We start from the raw sequence: 21,118 nt of genomic DNA on the forward strand, positions 1-21,118 counted from the left end.
GAAGGCGAGTCGGGTATGCTAAGAAAGAGAACACGTTTAGAAAGGGATGAAGCATATGGATCACAATACGATTGACCCAGAAGACATCACCCGCATCGCCGTCGTCGGCGCCGGATGGGTCGGCGTCAGTTTCGCCTATCAACTGTCGATGGCCGCGCTCTGTGAAGAGCTCGTCTTAATCGACTCGAACCACGCCAAGGCCGAAGGGGAGGCGATGGACCTCAACCACGGCATCTCGTTCGCGCCGAGCCCGGTCCGCATTTGGGCAGGGGACTACTCGGACTGCCGTGACGCCGATATCGTCGTCATCACGGCCGGTGCCGCTCAAAAGCTCGGTCAGACCCAGATGGACCTGGCTGAACAAAACGCGGTCGTCGTCCGTGACGTCACGAAACAAATCATGGCGAGCGGATTCGACGGCATCATCGTCGTCGCAACGAACCCGGTCAACGTCATGGCGCACGTCGCCTTTGAGGCGTCAGGCTTGCCGAAGCACCGCGTCATCGGTTCGGGTACGGTGCTTGACACGGCCCGTCTTCGTTATAAGGTCGGCGAGTACTTCGACTTGTCGCCGCGGAACTGTCACGTCTATTACATGGGTGAGCACGGTGCCGGGGGCTTCGTCGCCTGGGACAACGCCCGCGTTTACGGGAAGTCGATGAAGCAGCTACTTGAAGAGAATGAATCGTATCGCCAAGAAGATTTGGACGCCATCTATCAAGGGGTCCGCGATGCGGCGAATCAAATCATCGAATATAAAAGCGCGGCGTACTACGCGATCGGGCTCGGGCTCCTCCGAATCGTCCGCGCCATCGTCCGGAACGAGAACTCCGTCGTGACGATCGGTGCCCACCTCGATGGTGAATACGGTGCCTCAGGTCTTCATATCGGCGTACCGGCCTTGATTGACCGGACCGGCATCCGCCAAATCATCGAGATCGAACTGACGGACGAGGAACAGGGGCAGTTCGATGCCTCGGTCGGACGGATTCGCCAAACGATTGACAACATCGAATCATCAACATAAAAAGGACCCGGCTGCAATCGCAGCCGGGTTTGTCATTACGACGCCTTCTTCTCGGCGACGTCTTTCTTATAATATTTCTCGGACGTGAAGAACTCGGTCGTCAAGCGCTTCACTTCGCCGCTCAACATCAAGACGGCAATCATGTTCGGGATAAGAATCATCGCGAGCATCAAATCAAGGAAGTTCCAAATCATCTGTGCTCCACCGATTGCACCGATGACGATTGAGCCGATATAGACGACTTTCATCAGGAAGCCGGCCTTCAAACCGAATAAGTACTCGGCTTGGCGCGACCCGTAGAAGATGATGACGATAATCGTCGACAAGACGAAGAAGATGAGCGAGATTGTGACGAGCAGGCTACCCGTGTAACCGAAGTACTGTTGGAACGCGATTGTTGTCAGGGCGGCTGGATCGTTCATCGCATCGGCCCGTGTCCATACACCGGACGACAAAACAACGAACGCCGTCGTGCTACAGATGATGAGTGTATCGATGACGATCCCGATCACGGCCCAAAAACCTTGCCGGACCGGATGATCCGTTTGCGCAGCGGCGTGGGCAATCGGTGCCGTCCCGAGTCCTGCCTCGTTCGAATAAAGACCACGGGCGAAGCCCCAACGAATCGTCTCGGCGATGGCGGCACCAGCGAAACCACCGAGAGCGGCCATCGGTTGGAATGCGTATGAGAAGATGAGCCCGAGTACTTCCGGGATTTGTGAGAAATTCATCAAGACGATGATGAAACCGGCACCGACATAGACGAGTGCCATCGCCGGGACGATGACTTCCGTCACTTTCGCGATGCGTTTCATACCGCCGAAGACGACGAGGGCGACGAGCCCGGCGACGATAATCCCGGTCACAAGGGTATTGCCGTTGAACGTCTCTCTGACGGCCGAACTGACGGCGTTTCCTTGAACCATGATACTCGGGATGAGTTCGATCATGAGAGCGAAGGCGAACCATGAGGCGAGCCATTTCAGCTTCAAGCCTTTCGCCATATAGTAGACGGGACCGCCGACAAATTCACCGGCCTCGTTCTTCTCGCGGTAACGGACGGCGAGGACGCTCTCCGAGAACTTGATGGCCATCCCGACGACGGCGATGACCCACATCCAGAAGATGGCGCCCGGACCGCCGAACATGATGGCGGCTGGTACCCCGATGATATTGGCGGCACCGATCGTCGAAGATAAGGCCGACGTCAATGCCTGGCGGGGACTGATGTCACCTTCACCTTTTGGTTTTTTGAAAACACTGCCTAACGTTTGTTGCATTATGTAGATGGGGTATCGGAATTGGAAGAATCCTAAACGAATCGTCAAATAGAGTCCAGACAAAACGAGTAACGAGATGATTGGCACACCCCATAGCCAATCTGAAATTGTCGTCACCACAGTCACAAGTTGTTCCACATCACCACTCCTATCCAGTATTTTACTTATATATTGTTGCCTAACGAGACAGAGGCTAAACCCATTCTTTCAAATTAGAGGAGGAGACTTATATGAAACAGGCACAGCATCTTATCGTATCAGGCCGGGTCCAAGGGGTCGGCTTCCGTTACTTCGCGCAAGCGACTGCCCTTAAATACGGCATCACAGGTTGGGTCCGGAATTTGAATGATGGGACGGTTGAACTTCAAATCGAAGGAGACGCGGAGAGACTCGAATCATATAAACGCGCCCTCTATGACGGGAATCGTTTTGTCGGGGTCGAACGGATTGAAGCGGAAGACACGACGGTCGAATCATTCCGGAAGTTTGATATCCGTTATTGACCATTTTTCTCATTTACAACTAGTCAGTGAGTGCGACCAACCGATAATTTGTAAATTAAGGGAACGGTTCCATATGAAAAATCCACATTTCAAAAAAATAAACATCATTTTTAAGGATAGGGTGGTCAAAAAAATGAAAGTGTGTATAATGAAATAGACCAAGCGCTTTATTGTCAGAAAATTTAGTCATTTGATTCATTGGGTAACACGGAAGGTATTACATGTATGTGGAGGTAGTTGTATGAAAAAATCGACATTATTCCCGTTAGCGTTCACGATTTTCGCATTATTCTTCGGGGCCGGGAACTTGCTGTTCCCACCGATGTTAGGTGCGATGGCAGGACAGAACCTCGTCCCAGCCCTAGTCGGTTTCGTCATTACCGGCGTCGGGCTACCATTACTCGCGCTCTTCGCAGTCGCGCGGGTCGGCGGTGGGTCTGACCAAATCGCTCGGTATATTCCGAAGCGTCTTGCTCTCGTCTTGACGGGATTAATGTACGTGGCAATCGGGCCGTTCTTCGGGATTCCTCGGACGGCAGCCGTCACGTATGAGATGGGAGTCGTACCGTTCCTCGGTGCGCCATCTACGCTCACGCTCGCAATCAGTTCAACTGTCTTCTTCGGATTAACGTTCTTCTTGACGTTACGCGCTCAAAAATTGATTGAAATCATCGGACGCATCATCACACCAATCCTCTTGCTCTTGCTTGCGGCAATCGGAATCACGAACCTCGTGGCTCCACTCGGGAAGCCGGTCGCACCAGCAGAAGGATATGAGACATGGATGGGTGCTCTCGGGGAAGGTTTCAAACAAGGTTACTTGACGATGGACGTCTTCGGCGCACTCGTCTTCGGGGCCATCGTGCTCGTTACGCTCAAAGCGAACGGTATGACAGACCAAAAAGAAGCGTCTTCGCTTCTCCGCTCGTCAGGCTTACTTGCCGTCACATGTTTGATGCTCGTCTATATCTCGCTCGGATCGATCGGAGCGAATATGACGGGTCAAACGGGGACGACAGATGGCGCAAGCTTGCTTCAAGCGTTCGCCGGTTCTTCATTCGGACAAGTCGGAATGCTCGCACTTGGGGCAGCAGTCTTCCTCGCTTGTTTGACGACAGCGGTCGGGCTCATCACTGAGTTCTCACGCTTCATCAGCAACACGTTCGAATCACTCAAGTATTATCAGGTCGTTATCGCGACGACGTTGTTCGGCTATCTCATCTCACTCGTCGGAATCGGTACGTTGATTCAAATCGCGGTACCGCTTCTCACGCTCTTGTATCCGGTCATGATCGCACTCGTTCTCGTGTCGATCACGGAACGCATTCAACGCAACCCTCACGTCGCTATGAAGGCGACAGTGTATACGGCCCTCGTGCTCTCGCTCTTTGAGACGACACACGGTTTGGCGCCGTCTGCTGCAACCGAATGGATCACGAACTTGCCGATGGCCGAGATCGGGCTCGCCTGGGCGGTTCCAACGTTGATCGTGTATGTGATTACGCTTTTCTTACCGAAACAACGTTCCAATCAATTACTCGCTCAATCACGCATCTCATAAGCAAGTGAACGAACACCCATCCTCTGGTCAAGGATGGGTGTTTTGCTGTCTTATCGTTTGCTCATTCCATTCATCAACAAGTAAAATGAAAGGATGAAAAGGAAGTGACATACATTGACGACTAAACAAAAGAAACAATTGGCGATTCTCATGTTGAACATGTTCATCGCTGTAGCAGGATTCGGGATCATCATTCCGATCATTCCTGATTATTTGAAGATGATCGGAGAAGGCGGCACTGCTGCCGGTCTCATGATCTCAGTCTTCGCAGGGACCCAGTTGCTCATGTCGCCGATCGCCGGGAAATGGGCGGATGTTTACGGACGCCGTCTGATGATTATTTTAGGTCTGATCGGCTTTACCGTCTCGATGGGCGTCTTTTACTTATCTGACAACCTGACCGTCCTCTTGATTTCACGGGCGATCGGCGGCGTCGGAGCCGCGCTATTGATTCCGGCGATTTTCGCCTACGTGGCTGACATCACCACGCTCAAGCAACGGGCGAAAGGGAACAGCTATATTTCCGCGGCAATGTCGCTCGGGATCGTTATTGGACCGGGGATCGGTGGCTTCTTCGCTGAGTTCGGTTTGAAGGCGCCGCTTCTCTTGTCAGCGATTGTCTCGTTCGTCGCCGTCATCTCGTCGATCATTCTATTGAAGGAACCGGATCGAGAACCATACGTTCAAACGAGCGAGAGCGAGTCGTTGCCGCGCCAACTCGTGTCGTCGACACGGAAGCCGTATTTCTTCGTGCTCGTCATCAATTTGGTCATGGCGTTCGGTTTGATGGCGTATGAATCTGTCCTCGGCTTGTTCGTCAGTGAGACGTTCAGCGCGACACCGCAACAAATCGCGGTCATGATCACCGGGACAGGCATCGTCAGTGTCATCGTGCAGCTGTTCGCCGTCGACCGTCTCGTTTCATTGCTCGGTGAGATCAAAGTCGTGCTTATCTTCATCATGCTCGCCGCGCTCGGCTTCTTGTTCTCGCTGTTCGCCGGGTCTTACACGATTTTCTTCGCCGTCACGTTGATTATCTTCTTGTCGACGTCGATTTTACGACCGGTGTTGAATACGCTCGTGTCGAAAATGGCCGATAAGGAACAAGGGTTTGCGATGGGGATGAACAACGCCTATATGAGCATCGGCAATATCGTCGGGCCGACACTCGCCGGGATTGCGTTTGATATCGATATGCGCTATCCGTTCGTGATGGGACTCGTCCTGTTGCTCGTGACGTTCGCCGGAACGTTGAACTGGTCGAAGCGGAAAGCGACGGCCACGTTCGAACAATGATGTAAGGAGGGAACATGATGATTTATGTCGGTGTGACGGGATGGGGCGACCACGATTTGCTCTATACGAACCCGGAAGAACGTAAACATAAACTGTCGACCTACGCGGGGCATTTTCCGACTGTCGAGATCGATTCCTCGTTTTATGCGATTCAACCTGTGAAGAACTATGAGAAGTGGAACCAGGAGACACCGGAAACGTTCCAGTTCGTCGTCAAAGTTTCCAGGGAAATGAGCGGACATGACCGCGAACCGAAATTACCGCTCGCCGAACTGTTCGAACGGTACCGGACCTCGGTCGAACCGTTGAAGCAGGCCGGAAAACTCCGGGCCGTGCTCGTCCAGCTGCCGCCGTGGTTTGACGTCTCAAAGCCGCATCTCGATTATTTGCGGACGATTCGCGACGAGTTGAAGGACTATGACATCGCGATCGAGTTCCGAAACCCGACTTGGTTCTCCGAGGCGTTCCGGGAGCGGACGCTCGCTTTCTTGACGGAACTTCGGTTCATCAACACGATCTGTGATGAGCCGCAGACGAAAGAGAGCAGCATCCCGTTCGTGCCGGTCGTGACCAATCCGGAAGTGGCCGTCGTTCGCTTACACGGGCGCAACACGGCTGGCTGGCTTAGAAAACCAGGAATGACGAGCCAAGAGTGGCGTCATGTGCGTTGTCTGTATCGCTACAGTGAAGACGAACTGCAAGAGCTCGCGGCGGCGCTCAAACAAGTCGACGCAACGGCGAAGTCGGTGTACGTCTACTTTAACAACAACTCGGCCGGAGACGCGGTACCGAACGCCAAACGGTTGATCGAGATCCTCGGTGCCGAATATGAGCTCGCCCCGAGCCAAATCAGCCTGTTCTAGGAAGGGGAATCGTCTTGAGAACGATCACGATGTATCATTATAATGACTTACATTCGAAATTTCATAACTGGCCGCGTCTCGTCTCGTTTTTGAACGAGCACCGGACAGAAGAGACGCTCGTCTTCGATCTCGGCGACCATGCCGATCGGACCCATCCGGCGACGGAAGTGACGCGAGGACAAGTGAACGTCCGCCTGCTCAATCGCGTCCAACCGACGGCGGTCACGATTGGGAACAACGAAGGCATCACGTTCCCGCATGACTGGCTCGCCCATCTATACGAAGAAGCGGAGTTCCCGGTGTTGCTCGCGAACGTCTATCAGGCGGATGGCACGAGACCCGATTGGGCGACGGAGACGCTCGTCGTCGAACGAGACGGACTCCGCATCGGGCTGTTCGGCGTGACGGCACCGTATGAAGAACTTTATCCGGAACTCGGTTGGACCATCGAAGCGCCACATGAGGCGACGAAACGTGCGCTTGAAACACTCCGAGACTGTGATATCGTCATCGCCCTCAGCCACCTCGGTTTTTATGCAGATGAGCGGCTCGCCGAAGCATTTCCGGAAATCGATGTCATCCTCGGGGCCCATACCCATCACGTGCTCGATGATGGGGTCGTCACGAACGGTGTCTTGATCGCCCAGGCCGGCAAATACGGGCAATACGTCGGGGAAGTGGAACTCACCCTCGATGGGAACCGAGTCATCGAGAAGCGGGCCAGTTTGCATGACTTGACGGAACGAGAGACAGATGAAGCGACGGTTTCGACCTTACAAGAAGAATACAGCCAAGCCGAGCGGCTGCTCGACGTGACCATCGCTGACACGCCGGGTTATCCGAGCGACTGGTTCGGCCCATCTGCCCTCGGTGAACTGTTGGCAGGCGGGCTGGCGGACTGGTGTGACGCTGAAGTGAGCGTGATCCCGGCAGGCGTCCTATTGGAAGGATTATTGCCGGGGCACGTCACGCTCAATATGCTTCACCGCATCTGTCCGCATCCGATCAACCCTTGTCTGCTCTCGCTGGACGGAGCCACGCTGATCCGTTTTTTAAACGATGTGCAAGAAGAAGCGTTCACGACGATGCATGTCCGTGGCCTCGGATTTCGCGGAACGGTGCTTGGCGCCCCGATTGTCCACGGTCTCGAGTTGAGGCATGGTCGCTATTACGTCCACGGTCAGGAAGTCGAGCTCGATGAGACGTATCGCGTCGCCACGGTCGACATGTTCACGTTCGGTCCGCTCCTTCCTTACTTGGCCGACCAGACGAAGCGTTACTTCATGCCAGAACTGCTCCGTGATGTGTTGCGGGAAACGATTGTGACACGCCATAATGCCATCCGAAAAGGATAGGGGCAGGGCCGGTCGGCATGATATGATAGAAGAGTGGAGGTGTGAAACATGATTAGAGTGAATCGCCACGGCTATACCGTCATCGAAGAAAAACGGGACGGTTTTGACGAGGAGGCATTCATCGCACGCTATAGCGACGTGCTCGATAAGTATGATTATATCGTCGGGGACTGGGGTCACGGACAACTTCGGTTGAAAGGATTTTATGAGACAAAATCCAAGTTCGCGACATATGACAATCGGATCGACCATGTGATGGATTACGTGTATGAATACTGTAACTTTGGGTGCCCGTTCTTCGTGCTCAAGAAAAAGACGGAAATCGATGAGGCGGAAGACGGTCCGGTCTTCGGCGGCACGAAACAACCGCTCAAACTGAAACGCAAATTCAATAAGTCGGAAGAAGCTGAACCTTCGACCGGCACATGACGCGCTGATGACATCAGCGCTTTTTTTGTTACATTTATTTTCCAAATGTTTCTTTTAGGTGAAAAGACGGTGTGACAGGTTTAGGGGTGGGAAAATTGTGATAACTTATATTTATAGCAATTGTTTCTGTTCGGGTTTTGGAAGTGAGGTGGAAGTATGCAACACGTACAAACGGCGACCGTCGGTGACCGCGATGACGTCCACAACCGAATTCACAATCTCGGTCTGGGCTTACTTGCGATGTTGTTCTTCGGGTTAGGGAGTATCATGACGTTTTACTTCACGGCCGCAGTCCTTCTCTATGAGGTTGTCCACGTATTGCTGATCCGCCGCTTTGAATATCGTCAGGCGTTTCTGAGAAGCCGTCTATTTAAAATCATTTCGTTGGTGGCAGTGGCCACAGGTGTGCTCTTATTTATTTTATCGATGTCACAGTTTTTCATGGGCAATGTGATGTATTGAGGGGGAGGGAAAAAAACCTTTTCCCTTTTTTCGTGGTTTTTTGAAACTTTTCTGGAGGCGATGACGTACACTTAGGAAAGACCTCACAAAAAGGATGATGAAAAATGACTGCACAGTTAAAACAACATGCCCAAAAAATGTTAACCGGAAAGCGTTGGCTGATGGCCGGGCTATTAATTTTATTCGTCGTCTTGAACGGGATTCCACAATCGTTCGCGCCGCCTGTCCCTGTAGACCCAGAGGCGATACCGACAGCGGCTGACACGGGACTTACGTTCTTGTCGCTTCTTCTCACTTTGTTGATTGCACCGCTCACGATTGGCTGGGCGTGGCTCGTCCTTTCCGTTTCACGCGGCGAGCGGCCAGGCGTCTCAAAGTTGTTCGAGCCATTTAGAACGGGCTACGTCAAGCACGTGCTCGCCCCGTTCTTCATGGGATTGTTCATTTTCTTATGGACGTTGCTCCTCGTGATCCCGGGAATCATCAAAGGGTTCTCGTACTCACTGACGTATTACATTTTACGGGACCAACCGGAACTATCGGCCCTTGAGGCGATCACGGAATCACGCCGCATGATGGATGGGCATAAGATGGACGCGTTCAAACTTGTCCTCTCATTCATCGGTTGGTTCTTCGTCGGGGTGTTCACGCTCGGAATCGGTTTCTTGTACGTCTACCCGTACTTCACGACGACGTACGCGACGTTCTACGACTCGATTCGTCAAGCGGAACGACTACAGACAAACCATGCCGGAACGGATTTCGAACAAGGATTCTAAACGAAAACCTCCGCTCATCGAGAGCGGAGGTTTTATTATGCGTTGATTTCTTGTTTTTGGAGGTATGGCTTGAGTGACAACGTGTGCTCGGCGATGACTTTACGAATCGTCTTCGTTTTCGAGCGCATGACGAGCGACGTCGTTTCGACGATATCGTCCGTCAAGAATTTGACGCCGTCGAGCAGTTCGCCTGACGTGACGCCTGTCGCCGCAAAGATGCAGTCATCGCTCTTGACGAGGTCGTCGATTGTGAGCAATTGGAGCGGGTCGTCGATGCCCATCGAGATGACGCGCGCCGTCTCTTCTTCGTTCATCGGGTGAAGGCGTGCCTGCATGTCGCCACCGAGCGCTTTGACGGCCGCTGCCGTGATGACGCCTTCCGGGGCGCCGCCCGTGCTGATAAAGATGTCAATCGGATTTGATTTGACGGCTGCCGCGATTCCCGCCGAGACGTCTCCGTCTTCGAACAGCTTGACACGAGCGCCCATGTTCATCGCCGCTTGACGCAAGTGCTCATGGCGATCACGGTCTTGCATGATGACCGTGACTTCTTCGATACGCTTGCCGTTATAGAGGGCTGCCTTCTCGATGATCGATTCGAGCGGTTCGTCGAGCGAGACTTTCCCTTTCAAATTCGGTCCGACGACGAGTTTATCCATATACATATCCGGTGCGTGGAGGAGGGCGCCCTTATCGGCGACCGCGATGACGACCATGGCATCGCCGAGCCCTTTGGCGACGATTGACGTCCCTTCGAGCGGGTCGACCGCGATGTCGACTTCCGGCCCAAACGTCGTGCCGAGACGTTCACCGATATAGAGCATCGGTGCCTCATCGAGCTCGCCTTCACCAATCACGACGGTGGCGTCCATATTGACCGTCCCGAGTACTTCACGCATTGCTGACGTGGCTGCGTCGTCTGCTTCGTTCTTTTGACCACGACCGATCCATTTTGACGAAGCAAGTGCTGCTGCCTCAGTTGCTCGTACGATCTCTAGCGCTAATTCTCGTTCCATAGTGTTGTACCCTCCACGTGATGTCTATTTAATGTGTCATACTATTTATTGTGTCAATCCGTGGATTAGTGTATCACAATCAGATAAATGATGTAAATAGGTGAGATTCTTTTCTCGAACGAGAAAAAGGATTACTATAGGAGGCAGGGGGGATTCCGATGTATTTTGTGAACAGAGAAAAGATTAGCGAGACGTTGGCCCATATGGAGACGATGCTCGGTCGACTTGATCAACTAGAGGGGGACGCCTTCACGGTCGAACTGGCGAAACAGCGGTTGGCCGTCCATTTGATGGAAGGCGTGATTGATGTCGGCAACTCGATGATTGATGGCTTCATCATGCGCGACCCGGGCAGTTATGAGGACATCGTCGATATTTTGCTCGATGAACGCGTGCTCGATGCCGAGACGGCAGTAGCCGCAAAAGCGCTCGTGGCGCTACGGGCTCATTACGTCCGGGAGTTCGTCACGGCAGACTCGGACCGATTCGACGCTTGGGTCGAGCGCTATAGAGCGACGTTCGAGGCATTCACAGAGCAGGTCCGGCATTATATCGAAGTGGAACTTGGACCTGTATCAGCATTTCTACCAGAAAGCGAGTGATTGGATGGATTCGATTAAAGGATACTTATTTGACTTAGACGGCACGATTTATGCGGGGACAGCCCCGATTCAAGCAGCGGTCGATTTCGTGAATCGACTCGAAGCAACGGGCTTCCCGTACTTGTTCGTCACGAACAATGCGTCGATGACGCCGAAACAAGTGGCAGATAAGCTCGTCTCGATGGGTGTACATGTCACACCGGAGCACGTATTGACGAGCGCCATGGCGACGGCCCGTTACATCGAGAAGATGACGCCGGGCGCGACGGTTTACATGATTGGGGAAGACGGCTTGCGTTTAGCGCTTGAAGAACGTGGCTTCCACGTGACGAAAGAGGCGAAGGCGGACTATGTCGTCATCGGGCTCGACCGCCATATCACTTACGAGAAGTTGGCGAAAGGCGCACTCGCGATTCGTTCCGGTGCCCGCTTCATCTCGACGAACGGTGATATCGCCATCCCGACCGAACGTGGCTTTTTGCCTGGGAACGGGGCGCTCACATCCGTCTTGGCTGTGACGACGGAAAAAGACCCATTCTTCATCGGAAAACCGGAACCGGTCATGGTCGATATCGCCCTCGAGATGATCGGTCTCACAAAAGAAGAGGTCGTCATGGTCGGGGATAACTATCATACCGACATCTTGTTCGGGATCAACGGTGGACTCCGGACGCTTCATGTCAATTCGGGCGTACACGGTCCGGCCTTTATCCAAGAACAAGAAAAGCTCCCGACCTATATGGTCGAAAGCTTAGATGAATGGACGCATGCATGAAAAAAAAGGGATGACTCACGTCTCCCTTTTTGTTTAGAATACTTGTTCGACTTCAACGATGCCAGGTACTTCTTCGATGAGCGCACGCTCAATCCCGGCTTTCAAAGTGATGGTTGAAGATGGGCAGCTGCCGCATGCACCCATCAAACGAAGTTTGACGATGCCTTCTTCCACGTCTACGAGTTCGACGTCACCGCCGTCGCGAAGCAAGAACGGGCGTAATTTATCGAGTACTTCTTGGACTTGATCAAACATTTCCATGGTATCTACCCCTTTCTGGTTCCCTTTCATTCTAGCAAGTTTGAGATTGTTTCTCAATCATTAACGCTGAGCGTTTTGTGACGATACGACTTATTGAATTTTGTATAATAGGAGAGAACAGGGGGAATGGACATGAAAATCACGGTATATGGGGCTGAGGTGCAGTGTGCGAGCTGCGTCGGGGCACCTAGCTCGATCGAGACATATGAATGGTTGCAAAGTGCGCTTGCCCGGAAATATCCGGATCAGGCGTTCGAGTTCGAGTACATCGATTTCGAGACGGCTGACGACGACATCGCTGAGGCGATCAAGCAAGACGAGTGGTTTTATCCGCTTGTCCTCTTGAATGGGGAAGTCGTGGATGAAGGGGTCGTCCAGTTACGAAAAGTCTACTCGGCCATCGAGCAGACGACAGCATGAAAAGAGTCGAGCGACGATTGTCGTTCGACTCTTGTTCGTTACAGAAGGCGGAACGATGACGTCGCCGAACCAGCCGTGTAGCCAGTGAGCGTCGCATCAGCCTTCACTTGGTACGTGCCGCGCTGTGACGAAGAACTTGTCGAGAGCGTGAACGTGATGGCGCCTGTCGAACTTGTCTTGCCTGTCCCTGTGAGCGTTGTGCCGTAAGGTTGTGTGACCGTCACACGGACGTCGGCGTTTGCGACCGGTTGGCCGTTCGCGTCCCGCACCGTCGATGAGATCGATACTTGCTCACCCGCGTAATAAGTCGACTTCGATGTCGATACTGTCGTCGCGAGTGCTTGAACAGGCTGTGACGTCCCACCAGACGTTGGAGCTTGGACGAGTCCGTTTCCGAACCAGGCGTCGCGTCCAACCGCGCCAAGGTCGATCGAGTCTTGTGACAGTTTTGAGCGGAGTTGTGCGCTCGACAACGTCGGGAACGCTTGCTTCATGAGAGCGAGGTTACCAGCGACGTACGGAGTCGCCATCGATGTCCCGCTCATTTGGCCGTATCCGCCAGTTGCGAGTGTCGAGTTAATGCTCACGCCTGGTGCCGCGACTTCGACCGTGCTGCCTGTAGCCGAGAATGAGGCGCGATTGTTGTTGATGTCCGTCGCTGCGACAGCGATGGCCGAGCTGTATCGGGCCGGGTAGTTGACGAGGTCGCCCGATCCGTCGGTGCGTCCGTTGTTACCGGCTGCCGCGACGACGAGGATGCCAGCATTATTGGCACGGTCGACGACTTGTTGGAGCGTTGAGGATGGACTCGTCGTCCCGAGACTCAAGTTGATGACGTCCATATCGTTCGTGATTGACCAATCGATCCCGGCGATAATACTCGATAGGCTACCGCTACCGTTCGCCTCGAGTGCCTTGACGGCGTAAATGCTCGCCTCGTGGGCAATCCCGACGGTCCCAATGCTGTTGTTACGGGCCCCGATAATACCAGCGACGTGCGTCCCGTGACCGTTGTCATCGGCGTACGAGCTCGTGACCGTGCTGAATGAGGCACCGCCCGAAATCGTCAAATCAGGATGCGGCGAGATCCCCGTATCGACGACCGATACTTTCACGCCTTTCCCGGTGTATCCGCTCTGCCAAGCCGATGGGGCTTTCAACTTCGGGATGCCCCAGTCCTGGGTCTGGTTTTCGATTTGCACTGTTTGATCGACTTCCACGTGGGCAACGTTCGGATTGTTCTTCAAGCCCTTCAAGGCAGCCTTTGGTACTTCGAGGGCAGCGGCCGGAAGATTTTTGTACTGTTGGCGAACTTCCATGCCTTCAATCGAGAGCGGGATGTTCTTCGCTGACTCTTTGAAGACGACGATGACGCGTTCTTTCGATTTGTTGGGAGCAGCTTCCGCGGCTTCCGGGACGGTTGACAAGACGAGCAATGAGGCGAGGACGGTGCTACAGATTTTTTTCAACTTGTTTCCTCCTTCGGGTTATGTAGGCGAGGCGACACGAAGTCGTTCGGCCGTGACCCTAGAGTAACAAGTTTTGCCAACGGGTAGAATACGTCAATCGAATCAATAATCTGAATATTTAGATAAGGATACAGGGGATTCAGATACAAGACTTTTGGCTCAACACGACGGTGGCTGAACGACAAATGGATTGCTTTACACTAAAAAGGATCGACCGAGATGGCCGACCCAGGCATGTTATTTAATGACTTTATGTTTCCAAAGAATTCCGGACTTGAGCAATCGCGCGACTTTTCCGGTGAGCGACTGCTTGCCCATGAAGACGCCAAATCCGGCCTTCTTCCCAAGCGATCCTAACGTGCCTCGGAGTTTGATATCCGGCAAATCCGGATACCCGACACCTTTCCATTTACAGAGTAGCACTTGGACGATCTGTTCGGCCTGCGCTTCTGCGAGCTGACCCGAAGGTGCATACGGCAGGCTGGCGTTGTCCCCGACGACGAAGATATCGGGCTGTTCCGGGACGTAGTGGTGTGGTGTCAATTTGACACGTCCACCCCCATCGAGTTCCCAACCTTGGTTGCGGACGACGGCGACCGGTTGAATCCCGGCGGTCCACACCGTCAAATCGGAAGCGAAGTGCTGTTCATGGTTCCATAACCCATCGGCGTCGACCCGGACGATGTTCGAGTTATTGATGACTTCGACACCATGTTCCTCGAACCAAGACTGGACATACATCGAGACACGGTTTGATAGGAACGATAGGACGGACGGGCCGCGGTCGAACAAACGGACCGTCAAGTCGGGACGACTCTCGCGCAGCTCGCTGGCGAGCTCGACACCGGACAGGCCGGCACCGACGATCGAGACGACTGATCCCGGAGATAGGCCGTTGATTGCTTGCTGGGTCTTGCGTGATTCTTCTAACGTTTGGATGCTGTACGTGAACTCGGCGGCACCGGGCACGTTGTGATACTTGTCCTCGCAACCGAGGCCGATGACGAGGTCGTCGTACGGCACTTTTTCCCCGCTCGCGAGCAGGACCATTTTGTCCCCCGTATCGATATCGGTGACTTGGCCGTATATGTAGTCGACCTCTTCTGGAAAATCGATGCGGATGTCACGATCCGACACGGTCCCCGCCGCAAGTGCATAATACTCTGTTTTTAACCCATGGTAAGGTAGACGGTCGATGAGTGTGATCGATACGTCCTTCAGCTGATGGCCGAGGACACGTTCGATTACACGCATACCCCCGTAACCGCCTCCCAAGACGACTAATTTGCGCATAAAAATCCCCCTTTGTTACACTTCAACTGTATCATGTTATAATACGCCGTAGAAGAACCATTTTCCTGCTTTGAAGGAAAGGGGAAGGATGAATGACATGATGAATCCGATCATTGAGTTCTGTGCCTCCAATTTAGCGATGGGTTCACAAATCGCCCGCGCCAAATTAGAGTCCGATCCAGACTTAGACGTCGTCGAATATGGCTGTACGGGCTACTGCGGCGTCTGTTCGCTTGACTTGTTTTGTCTCGTCGATGGTGAGGTCGTGACCGGGGATACACCGGAACAACTCGTGACGAATGTATATGAAAAAATTGAAGAAATGGCATGGTAAAAAAAGTTTGAAGGACCTTCAAACTTTTTTTATTTTGACCGTTTTGACCCGTTGCATTTTTAAAAAGGGTCTGTTATATTCAAAGAGGTTCGAATGTAGGTTGTCTGACGTTTAACAACAGAAAAAGAAAGCGTTTCAAACGGTAGGACACATCTCGATTCGGGTATATCACATTATCAGGTTTCCCCAATATGAAAGGAGCACAACACCAATGAATATCATGAGCGTGGTTGGTATTTTGGCACTAATTGGAATCGCTTACATCTTCTCGACCAACCGTAAAGCCATCAAATGGCGCACCGTGCTTGCCGCTTTCGCGGTACAGTTTACGTTCGCCTTCCTCGTCCTCTTCACTACAGTAGGACGTAACGCGTTAGAATGGATCTCAGGAGGCGTCCAGAACGTCTTGAACACGGCGAACGCCGGGATTAGTTTCGTCTTCGGTACAGCTGTCGGCGGAGACAACTTCGTCTTCGCGTTCCAAGTGTTGACGATTATCGTCTTCATGTCGTCACTCATCGCACTTCTCTACTATGTAGGTGTCATGCAGTGGGTGATCCGTATCCTCGGTACGGCTCTCGCCAAAGCACTTGGCACATCACGTAAAGAATCGCTCTCAGCGACAGCGAACATCTTCGTCGGTCAGACGGAAGCACCGCTCGTCATCAAACCTTACCTTCCAACGATGACGCAATCGGAACTCTTCGCTGTCATGGTCGGTGGTCTCGCCTCGGTTGCCGGTTCAGTTCTTGCTGGATACGCTGCTCTTGGTGTACCGCTCGAGTACTTGCTCGCAGCGAGCTTCATGGCTGCTCCTGCTGGTCTCATGTTCGCGAAAATCATCGTCCCGGAAACAGACGTACCGGATGACGATGTCGAAATCGCTGAAGATGAAGAGAACAAGGCAGCGAACTTCGTCGATGCAGCCGCTCGCGGTGCCTCTGACGGTCTCTTCCTTGCATTGAACGTCGGTGCGATGCTTCTCGCCTTCGTTTCATTGATCGCGCTCGTTAACTTGATTCTCGGTGGAATCGGTGGCTTGTTCGGTTTCGACGGTCTCACGCTTCAATTGATTCTTGGTTATGTGTTCGCACCGCTCGCATTCGTGATCGGTGTGCCATGGGCAGATGCTGTTCAATTCGGTAGCTTCCTCGGACAAAAACTCGTGTTGAACGAATTCGTCGCTTTCTCTGAATTCGCACCAATCATCGGTTCTGGTGACCTCTCGGCACGTACGGAAGCTATGATCGCGTTCGCACTCTGTGGATTCGCCAACATCTCATCACTCGCCATCCTTCTCGGTGGTCTTGGTGGAATGGCGCCGAACCGTCGGAACGACATCGCGCGCATGGGTGTCCTCGCGATTCTCGCAGGTACGCTTGCCAACTTGATGTCAGCGACACTCGCTGGTCTTCTTCTCTAATCAAACACGGTATACTCAGAGTGATCACTTCGGTGGTCACTCTTTTTTGGGGAGGAATGACATATGTATGGAATGATAGCGCTTTTTGATGAACAAACGGAGAAACGAATTCAAGAGGTATGGGAAGGCTTGAAACAAGAAGGAATTACTTCTTATGCATATGAAGTCTCGAATCGACAACCTCATATAACATTAGCTAGTTACAGTAGTTTGAATGTTGAGGCGTATATCGAACTGATGGACAGCTACTATCAATCGAAGGAGATTGTAAATCTAACATTTAGTACGTTGGGTACGTTCATTCAATCAAGTGCACTTTTTCTTTCACCTACAATCTCATCCGGATTGAGGAGCCTCCACTTAGAGCATCATCGTATATTTGGGGAGTTTAATGATAACGCTGAGTCCTTATATTTACCGGACTCATGGATTCCGCACTGTACACTGGCAAACAGATTGTCTAAAGAAAAGATGAAAGATGCTTTTGAATATTGTACTGATATTGTAAAACCTATAGCTGGAAAAATTGTAGAGGTGGCATTAATTGAATTAGTAACACCGGTTCACGTTCGAGTATTACATAGAGTGAAATTATCCGCACAAAAGTAACAAAGCTAAGTTACTTTTGTGCATTCTTCTGTCAGGTTTGTCATATGTGACTAGGACCGATAGAAGGAATTGACCAGGAAACGGTGGGGGTTTATCGTTCCTGACGAGGTATATCCACTTCATGGAGTCTCGGCCAAGTGGCTTGCCAATTCTTTTTATTGATCCGGGCTCGATAAATATGATGGTGTGAAGAGTCGTTCGCAAAGGCCGGGGTCGGTCGTAACTGTAGTTTGACTATGTCGTCGATACCGTAAGGGGCGGCCAGCTTCAAGCGTCCGCTCGCATCAAGGCTGACACCGATGGCCGTGACCGTCTCAGGGAAATGGGCCAAGGCGTCGACCGCAGATTGATACTGTGGCAATTGATTGACCAGATGCATGCGGGCCTGGTTTTTGACCGACCAAGGGACGTTCGGTAACAGGTCGTGCAGTTGTGCCTCATACTGTTTTTCAATCGCCTCGTCGATGTGAGATCGGTCAAAGTAGATGACATCGACGTCCTCGGTCGGCGTCGGTACTTCGTAGCCGTGCGCGTCATCCCATATTTTTGCCCGCACGTATCCGGCACAAATCCACCAATCGGGTAAACAGAGCGAAGCGACGATTGTCAACAGACGCATCAGTTCCACATCAGTCTCTAAAAAATGGGTCACATCTTCAGTCGTGTTCAATCCATCTCCTCCTATTCTCTCATTAGCATAGCGTACCTATACAAAAAGCACCTAGACCGGGGTCTAGGTGCTTGTCAGTTACGCTTGAAGTTGCATGCGCTGACGTTCGATCCACGGCTTCAATTTGAGGAAGAGTGGGACGAACAAGGCGCTGATCAGCAAGGCCTTAATGAAGTTGAACGGCAAGATACCGTATAGGACGAGGTCCGTTTTGACAGCCGGTTGTGCCATCTCGGTCATGCCGAAGAAGAACGCGTAGGCTGGTAAGATGAGCAAATAGTTCAAGATCGCCAAGCTGAGTGCCATCGTGATCGTACCGGCCACGAGGCCTGAAGCGAGCGCTTTATTCGTTTTACGTTTATGGTAGAACCATGCGACCGGATACATGAAGGCGACACCTGCAAAGAAGTTCGCGACTTCACCGACCGGAACGCCGCCACCATTGAAGACATAGTAGAGGACGTTTTTTAGAGCGACGACCACGACGCCTGCGAGTGGGGAGAACACGATCCCGGCGACGAGCGCGGGAATGTCACTGAAATCCACTTTTAGGAACGGTGGTAGGAAAGGCAGCGGGAAGTTAAAGAGCATGAGGACAAAAGAAATGGCCCCGAGCATCGATAGTGTCACCAGTGTTGTCAATCGTTTGTTGCGCGTTGTTTTCATCAAAATCTCTCCTTTTGTCGCTCCTTGATGAATGGCACCCGTCGCATAGAAAAACCCGATTGTATCAAACAATCGGGAGAGTTTACGCGCATACGAAATAGATGTTCTCATCGGTGTTTAGACCACGCCGAAGAAAACATCCGGATATCGGTCGGATGCCGCCATCTTCTCCCATCCAGACTTTACTGTCGGCTTTCGAATCTCACGAAATCAGCAAGCAACGCCTTGCTCGCTCACGGGCTGAGAAGAACTTGTCTTCAATACCGCCGGTCGGGAATTTCACCCTGCCCCGAAGATGGAACGATTTAATTTTTTTTGTTACAGTTTAGTTATACAAGATATTTCACAAAATCTCAAGTCAGTTGACTTGAAGTTAAGATAACGAAGGAGGAGTTCAGATGATTCATTTGACAGAATCAGCCGCATTACAAGTCATCGATATGATGAAACAGACCGAACGCCCCGACGACCAGTACTTGCGGATCAAAGTGCAAGGGGGCGGGTGTACCGGCCTGTCTTACGGGATGGGGTTTGATGAGGATAAGACAGACAAGGACGTTCAGTTTGACCACCACGGCGTCCGCGTCATCGTCGCCGAAGCCGATCACGGGGTCGTCGACGGTCTCGAGATTGACTATAAGCAGTCGATGCTAGGAGGCGGCTTCACGATTAAAAATCCGAACGCCATCGCCACGTGCGGTTGTGGCTCGAGTTTCCGGACGGCATCGAACGCCGGGACACCTGGGGATTGCTAAACGAAAGGCCAATCATGCCACATGATTGGCCTTTTTTGTATTCAGTCTGTCTCTTCAATCAGAATTAATCGAATGAGTTTCGAAGCCGCGTCTAACTCGATTTGATGTTGCCAAGGACGAAACGCTGTGATTTTACACGTGTCGTTCGTGATGCGGAATGAACAGACGCTCTCTTCCTCTTGGTCAAGGACCGAGTAACGGCTGAAGTCCGATAAGCTTTGGTAAATGGCATATTGTGTCGGTAATTCACACGACCATCCTTTTTCTAATGTGATCTGATGCATGCGTCTCGCCTCTTTCTTCTCTATATATATAAGAATAACAAAAATATTCAAGGATGTGGAAGATTAGTCGAGAGGATGCAAGGGAAAATGAAAAGAGATGTCATTTCATGTAGGAGGGGCAGGGACGATGAGAAACGTATTGATTTTCGGTGGCTCACGCTATTTTGGAAAGCGGTTGGCGCTTCGGTTGGCGGAGGCCGGTGACGATGTGACGATTGTGACGCGTGGACAACTGCAAGTACCTGAGGCGGAGGGCATCCGGTCGATCAAAGGGGACCGACAGTCGGTGGCGACGATGAAAGATTTGTCACGAGACCATTACGACCTCGTCTATGACAATATTTGCTTTAACCCGTACCAGGCAAAGATCGCCTCGGACGCTTTCATGGACCAAGTCGGTAAATATGTGCTCACGTCGACGATGTCGGTTTATGCGCCAGGCGCCGAGTTGAAAGAAAGTGATTTCAATCCGCTCCATCATGACTATCATCTCGAATCCGAACATGATTATGGGCAAGGGAAGCGAGAGGCTGAATCTTATTTCTTCCATCGCGCCTCGTTCCCGGTCGCGACGGTCCGCTTGCCAATCGTGCTCGGACCCGACGACTATACAGACCGTCTCAAGTTTTATATCGACGCCGTCCGACGGGAAGAGCCGATCGTACTGCATCACCCGGAAGCGAAGATGGGGTTCATCTCAAGCTTTGAGGCGGCCGCCTTTCTAGAATGGGTCGGTCGGGCGAACGTGACCGGACCGTTCAACGCGGCGAGTGAAGGGGTCATCTCGCTCGGGGCACTCATGGAACGGATCGGCCATCACTTAAATAAACCGATCCAGATCATCAAAGATGGCGAGTCGTCGCCGTACGATACGGACGTCGACTATTATATGTCGATTGCCGAGGCGAAAAAGGCCGGGTTCGTCTTCACCCAACTCGACGACTGGCTCGACCGGGTCATTGTAAAAACAATCCGCAAATGAAAAA

25 protein-coding genes and 1 riboswitch are annotated in these 21,118 nt (G+C 52.2%); of the genes, 17 read left to right on the forward strand and 8 right to left on the reverse strand.

Going from position 1 to position 21,118, the window contains the following annotated elements; genetic code table 11:
* Nucleotides 1-55 precede the first annotated feature (55 nt).
* Nucleotides 56-1,027, forward strand: coding sequence for an L-lactate dehydrogenase (locus tag FED52_RS04540; protein WP_138859112.1), 972 nt, complete (start codon nt 56-58; stop codon nt 1,025-1,027).
* Nucleotides 1,028-1,062: 35 nt separating this feature from the next.
* Here FED52_RS04540 and FED52_RS04545 read toward each other — a convergent pair whose 3' ends face one another.
* The gene (locus FED52_RS04545) at nt 1,063-2,445 is read right to left on the reverse strand and encodes an alanine/glycine:cation symporter family protein (protein WP_138859113.1); all 1,383 of its coding nucleotides are present in this window, start codon (nt 2,443-2,445) and stop codon (nt 1,063-1,065) included.
* A gap of 92 nt (nt 2,446-2,537) precedes the next feature.
* Between FED52_RS04545 and FED52_RS04550 the strand changes: the two genes are divergently transcribed.
* The 8 genes from FED52_RS04550 (at nt 2,538) to FED52_RS04585 (ending at nt 9,555) form a co-directional block, all read left to right on the forward strand.
* On the forward strand, nt 2,538-2,810 hold the full coding sequence (locus FED52_RS04550; RefSeq protein WP_138859114.1) for an acylphosphatase: 273 nt from the start codon (nt 2,538-2,540) through the stop codon (nt 2,808-2,810).
* A 241-nt stretch (nt 2,811-3,051) separates the two neighbouring features.
* Complete coding sequence (brnQ, locus tag FED52_RS04555; protein ID WP_138859115.1) at nt 3,052-4,371, forward strand: branched-chain amino acid transport system II carrier protein; 1,320 nt, start codon at nt 3,052-3,054, stop codon at nt 4,369-4,371.
* A 114-nt stretch (nt 4,372-4,485) separates the two neighbouring features.
* The gene (locus tag FED52_RS04560; protein WP_138859116.1) at nt 4,486-5,667 is read left to right on the forward strand and encodes an MFS transporter; all 1,182 of its coding nucleotides are present in this window, start codon (nt 4,486-4,488) and stop codon (nt 5,665-5,667) included.
* 17 nt (nt 5,668-5,684) lie between these two features.
* Nucleotides 5,685-6,530, forward strand: a complete 846-nt coding sequence (locus tag FED52_RS04565) for a DUF72 domain-containing protein (RefSeq protein WP_138859117.1) — start codon at nt 5,685-5,687, stop codon at nt 6,528-6,530.
* Between the two features lie 14 nt (nt 6,531-6,544).
* A complete protein-coding gene (locus tag FED52_RS04570) occupies nt 6,545-7,885 on the forward strand; it encodes a bifunctional metallophosphatase/5'-nucleotidase (RefSeq protein WP_240731312.1) in 1,341 nt (446 codons plus the stop codon).
* Nucleotides 7,886-7,933: 48 nt separating this feature from the next.
* Complete coding sequence (locus tag FED52_RS04575) at nt 7,934-8,314, forward strand: YutD family protein (protein ID WP_138859118.1); 381 nt, start codon at nt 7,934-7,936, stop codon at nt 8,312-8,314.
* 156 nt (nt 8,315-8,470) lie between these two features.
* Nucleotides 8,471-8,776: a hypothetical protein gene (locus FED52_RS04580; protein ID WP_138859119.1), complete on the forward strand. Its 306-nt coding sequence runs from the start codon at nt 8,471-8,473 to the stop codon at nt 8,774-8,776.
* Between the two features lie 104 nt (nt 8,777-8,880).
* Entirely contained in the window at nt 8,881-9,555 is a 675-nt protein-coding gene (locus FED52_RS04585; RefSeq protein WP_138859120.1) for a DUF975 family protein, read from the forward strand.
* 35 nt (nt 9,556-9,590) lie between these two features.
* Here the strand turns inward: FED52_RS04585 and glpX are convergent, their stop codons facing one another.
* Nucleotides 9,591-10,571, reverse strand: a complete 981-nt coding sequence (gene glpX, locus FED52_RS04590) for a class II fructose-bisphosphatase (RefSeq protein WP_138859121.1) — start codon at nt 10,569-10,571, stop codon at nt 9,591-9,593.
* A gap of 158 nt (nt 10,572-10,729) precedes the next feature.
* Here glpX and FED52_RS04595 point away from each other — a divergent pair, with 158 nt between their 5' ends.
* Both FED52_RS04595 and FED52_RS04600 read left to right on the forward strand, forming a co-directional pair.
* A complete protein-coding gene (locus FED52_RS04595) occupies nt 10,730-11,173 on the forward strand; it encodes a DUF86 domain-containing protein (protein ID WP_138859122.1) in 444 nt (147 codons plus the stop codon).
* A 4-nt stretch (nt 11,174-11,177) separates the two neighbouring features.
* The gene (locus FED52_RS04600; RefSeq protein WP_138859123.1) at nt 11,178-11,948 is read left to right on the forward strand and encodes a TIGR01457 family HAD-type hydrolase; all 771 of its coding nucleotides are present in this window, start codon (nt 11,178-11,180) and stop codon (nt 11,946-11,948) included.
* A 33-nt stretch (nt 11,949-11,981) separates the two neighbouring features.
* Here FED52_RS04600 and FED52_RS04605 read toward each other — a convergent pair whose 3' ends face one another.
* Nucleotides 11,982-12,239, reverse strand: a complete 258-nt coding sequence (locus FED52_RS04605; protein WP_232819607.1) for a NifU family protein — start codon at nt 12,237-12,239, stop codon at nt 11,982-11,984.
* A 96-nt stretch (nt 12,240-12,335) separates the two neighbouring features.
* On the opposite strand from FED52_RS04605, the gene FED52_RS04610 reads away from it, so the two are divergent.
* On the forward strand, nt 12,336-12,629 hold the full coding sequence (locus FED52_RS04610; RefSeq protein ID WP_138859124.1) for a DUF1462 family protein: 294 nt from the start codon (nt 12,336-12,338) through the stop codon (nt 12,627-12,629).
* Between the two features lie 38 nt (nt 12,630-12,667).
* Here the strand turns inward: FED52_RS04610 and FED52_RS04615 are convergent, their stop codons facing one another.
* The gene (locus FED52_RS04615; RefSeq protein ID WP_138859125.1) at nt 12,668-14,098 is read right to left on the reverse strand and encodes a S8 family serine peptidase; all 1,431 of its coding nucleotides are present in this window, start codon (nt 14,096-14,098) and stop codon (nt 12,668-12,670) included.
* A 237-nt stretch (nt 14,099-14,335) separates the two neighbouring features.
* The gene (locus FED52_RS04620; RefSeq protein ID WP_034778394.1) at nt 14,336-15,391 is read right to left on the reverse strand and encodes an NAD(P)/FAD-dependent oxidoreductase; all 1,056 of its coding nucleotides are present in this window, start codon (nt 15,389-15,391) and stop codon (nt 14,336-14,338) included.
* Between the two features lie 97 nt (nt 15,392-15,488).
* Here FED52_RS04620 and FED52_RS04625 point away from each other — a divergent pair, with 97 nt between their 5' ends.
* The 3 genes from FED52_RS04625 (at nt 15,489) to FED52_RS04635 (ending at nt 17,757) form a co-directional block, all read left to right on the forward strand.
* Nucleotides 15,489-15,725 carry a YuzB family protein gene (locus FED52_RS04625; RefSeq protein WP_021065517.1) on the forward strand — a complete coding sequence of 79 codons (237 nt, stop codon included), beginning with the start codon at nt 15,489-15,491 and terminating at the stop codon, nt 15,723-15,725.
* Between the two features lie 211 nt (nt 15,726-15,936).
* The gene (locus FED52_RS04630) at nt 15,937-17,148 is read left to right on the forward strand and encodes a NupC/NupG family nucleoside CNT transporter (protein WP_138859126.1); all 1,212 of its coding nucleotides are present in this window, start codon (nt 15,937-15,939) and stop codon (nt 17,146-17,148) included.
* Nucleotides 17,149-17,211: 63 nt separating this feature from the next.
* Nucleotides 17,212-17,757 (forward strand): 2'-5' RNA ligase family protein, encoded by a 546-nt coding sequence (locus FED52_RS04635; RefSeq protein WP_138859127.1) that lies wholly within the window; start codon nt 17,212-17,214, stop codon nt 17,755-17,757.
* Between the two features lie 91 nt (nt 17,758-17,848).
* Here FED52_RS04635 and FED52_RS04640 read toward each other — a convergent pair whose 3' ends face one another.
* A complete protein-coding gene (locus tag FED52_RS04640; RefSeq protein WP_138860280.1) occupies nt 17,849-18,376 on the reverse strand; it encodes a nucleotidyltransferase family protein in 528 nt (175 codons plus the stop codon).
* 129 nt (nt 18,377-18,505) lie between these two features.
* Nucleotides 18,506-19,093 carry an ECF transporter S component gene (locus FED52_RS04645; RefSeq protein WP_029595118.1) on the reverse strand — a complete coding sequence of 196 codons (588 nt, stop codon included), beginning with the start codon at nt 19,091-19,093 and terminating at the stop codon, nt 18,506-18,508.
* Nucleotides 19,094-19,252: 159 nt separating this feature from the next.
* A riboswitch (FMN riboswitch) is annotated at nt 19,253-19,394 on the reverse strand.
* A 97-nt stretch (nt 19,395-19,491) separates the two neighbouring features.
* Here FED52_RS04645 and FED52_RS04650 point away from each other — a divergent pair.
* Nucleotides 19,492-19,848 (forward strand): HesB/IscA family protein, encoded by a 357-nt coding sequence (locus tag FED52_RS04650; protein ID WP_138859128.1) that lies wholly within the window; start codon nt 19,492-19,494, stop codon nt 19,846-19,848.
* Between the two features lie 41 nt (nt 19,849-19,889).
* Here FED52_RS04650 and FED52_RS04655 read toward each other — a convergent pair whose 3' ends face one another.
* Nucleotides 19,890-20,132 (reverse strand): hypothetical protein, encoded by a 243-nt coding sequence (locus tag FED52_RS04655; protein WP_029595120.1) that lies wholly within the window; start codon nt 20,130-20,132, stop codon nt 19,890-19,892.
* A gap of 127 nt (nt 20,133-20,259) precedes the next feature.
* Here FED52_RS04655 and FED52_RS04660 point away from each other — a divergent pair, with 127 nt between their 5' ends.
* Nucleotides 20,260-21,114, forward strand: coding sequence for a Rossmann-fold NAD(P)-binding domain-containing protein (locus FED52_RS04660; RefSeq protein ID WP_138859129.1), 855 nt, complete (start codon nt 20,260-20,262; stop codon nt 21,112-21,114).
* Nucleotides 21,115-21,118 lie beyond the last annotated feature (4 nt).

This window comes from Exiguobacterium mexicanum (assembly GCF_005960665.1).
GTDB classification, from domain to species: domain Bacteria; phylum Bacillota; class Bacilli; order Exiguobacteriales; family Exiguobacteriaceae; genus Exiguobacterium; species Exiguobacterium mexicanum_A.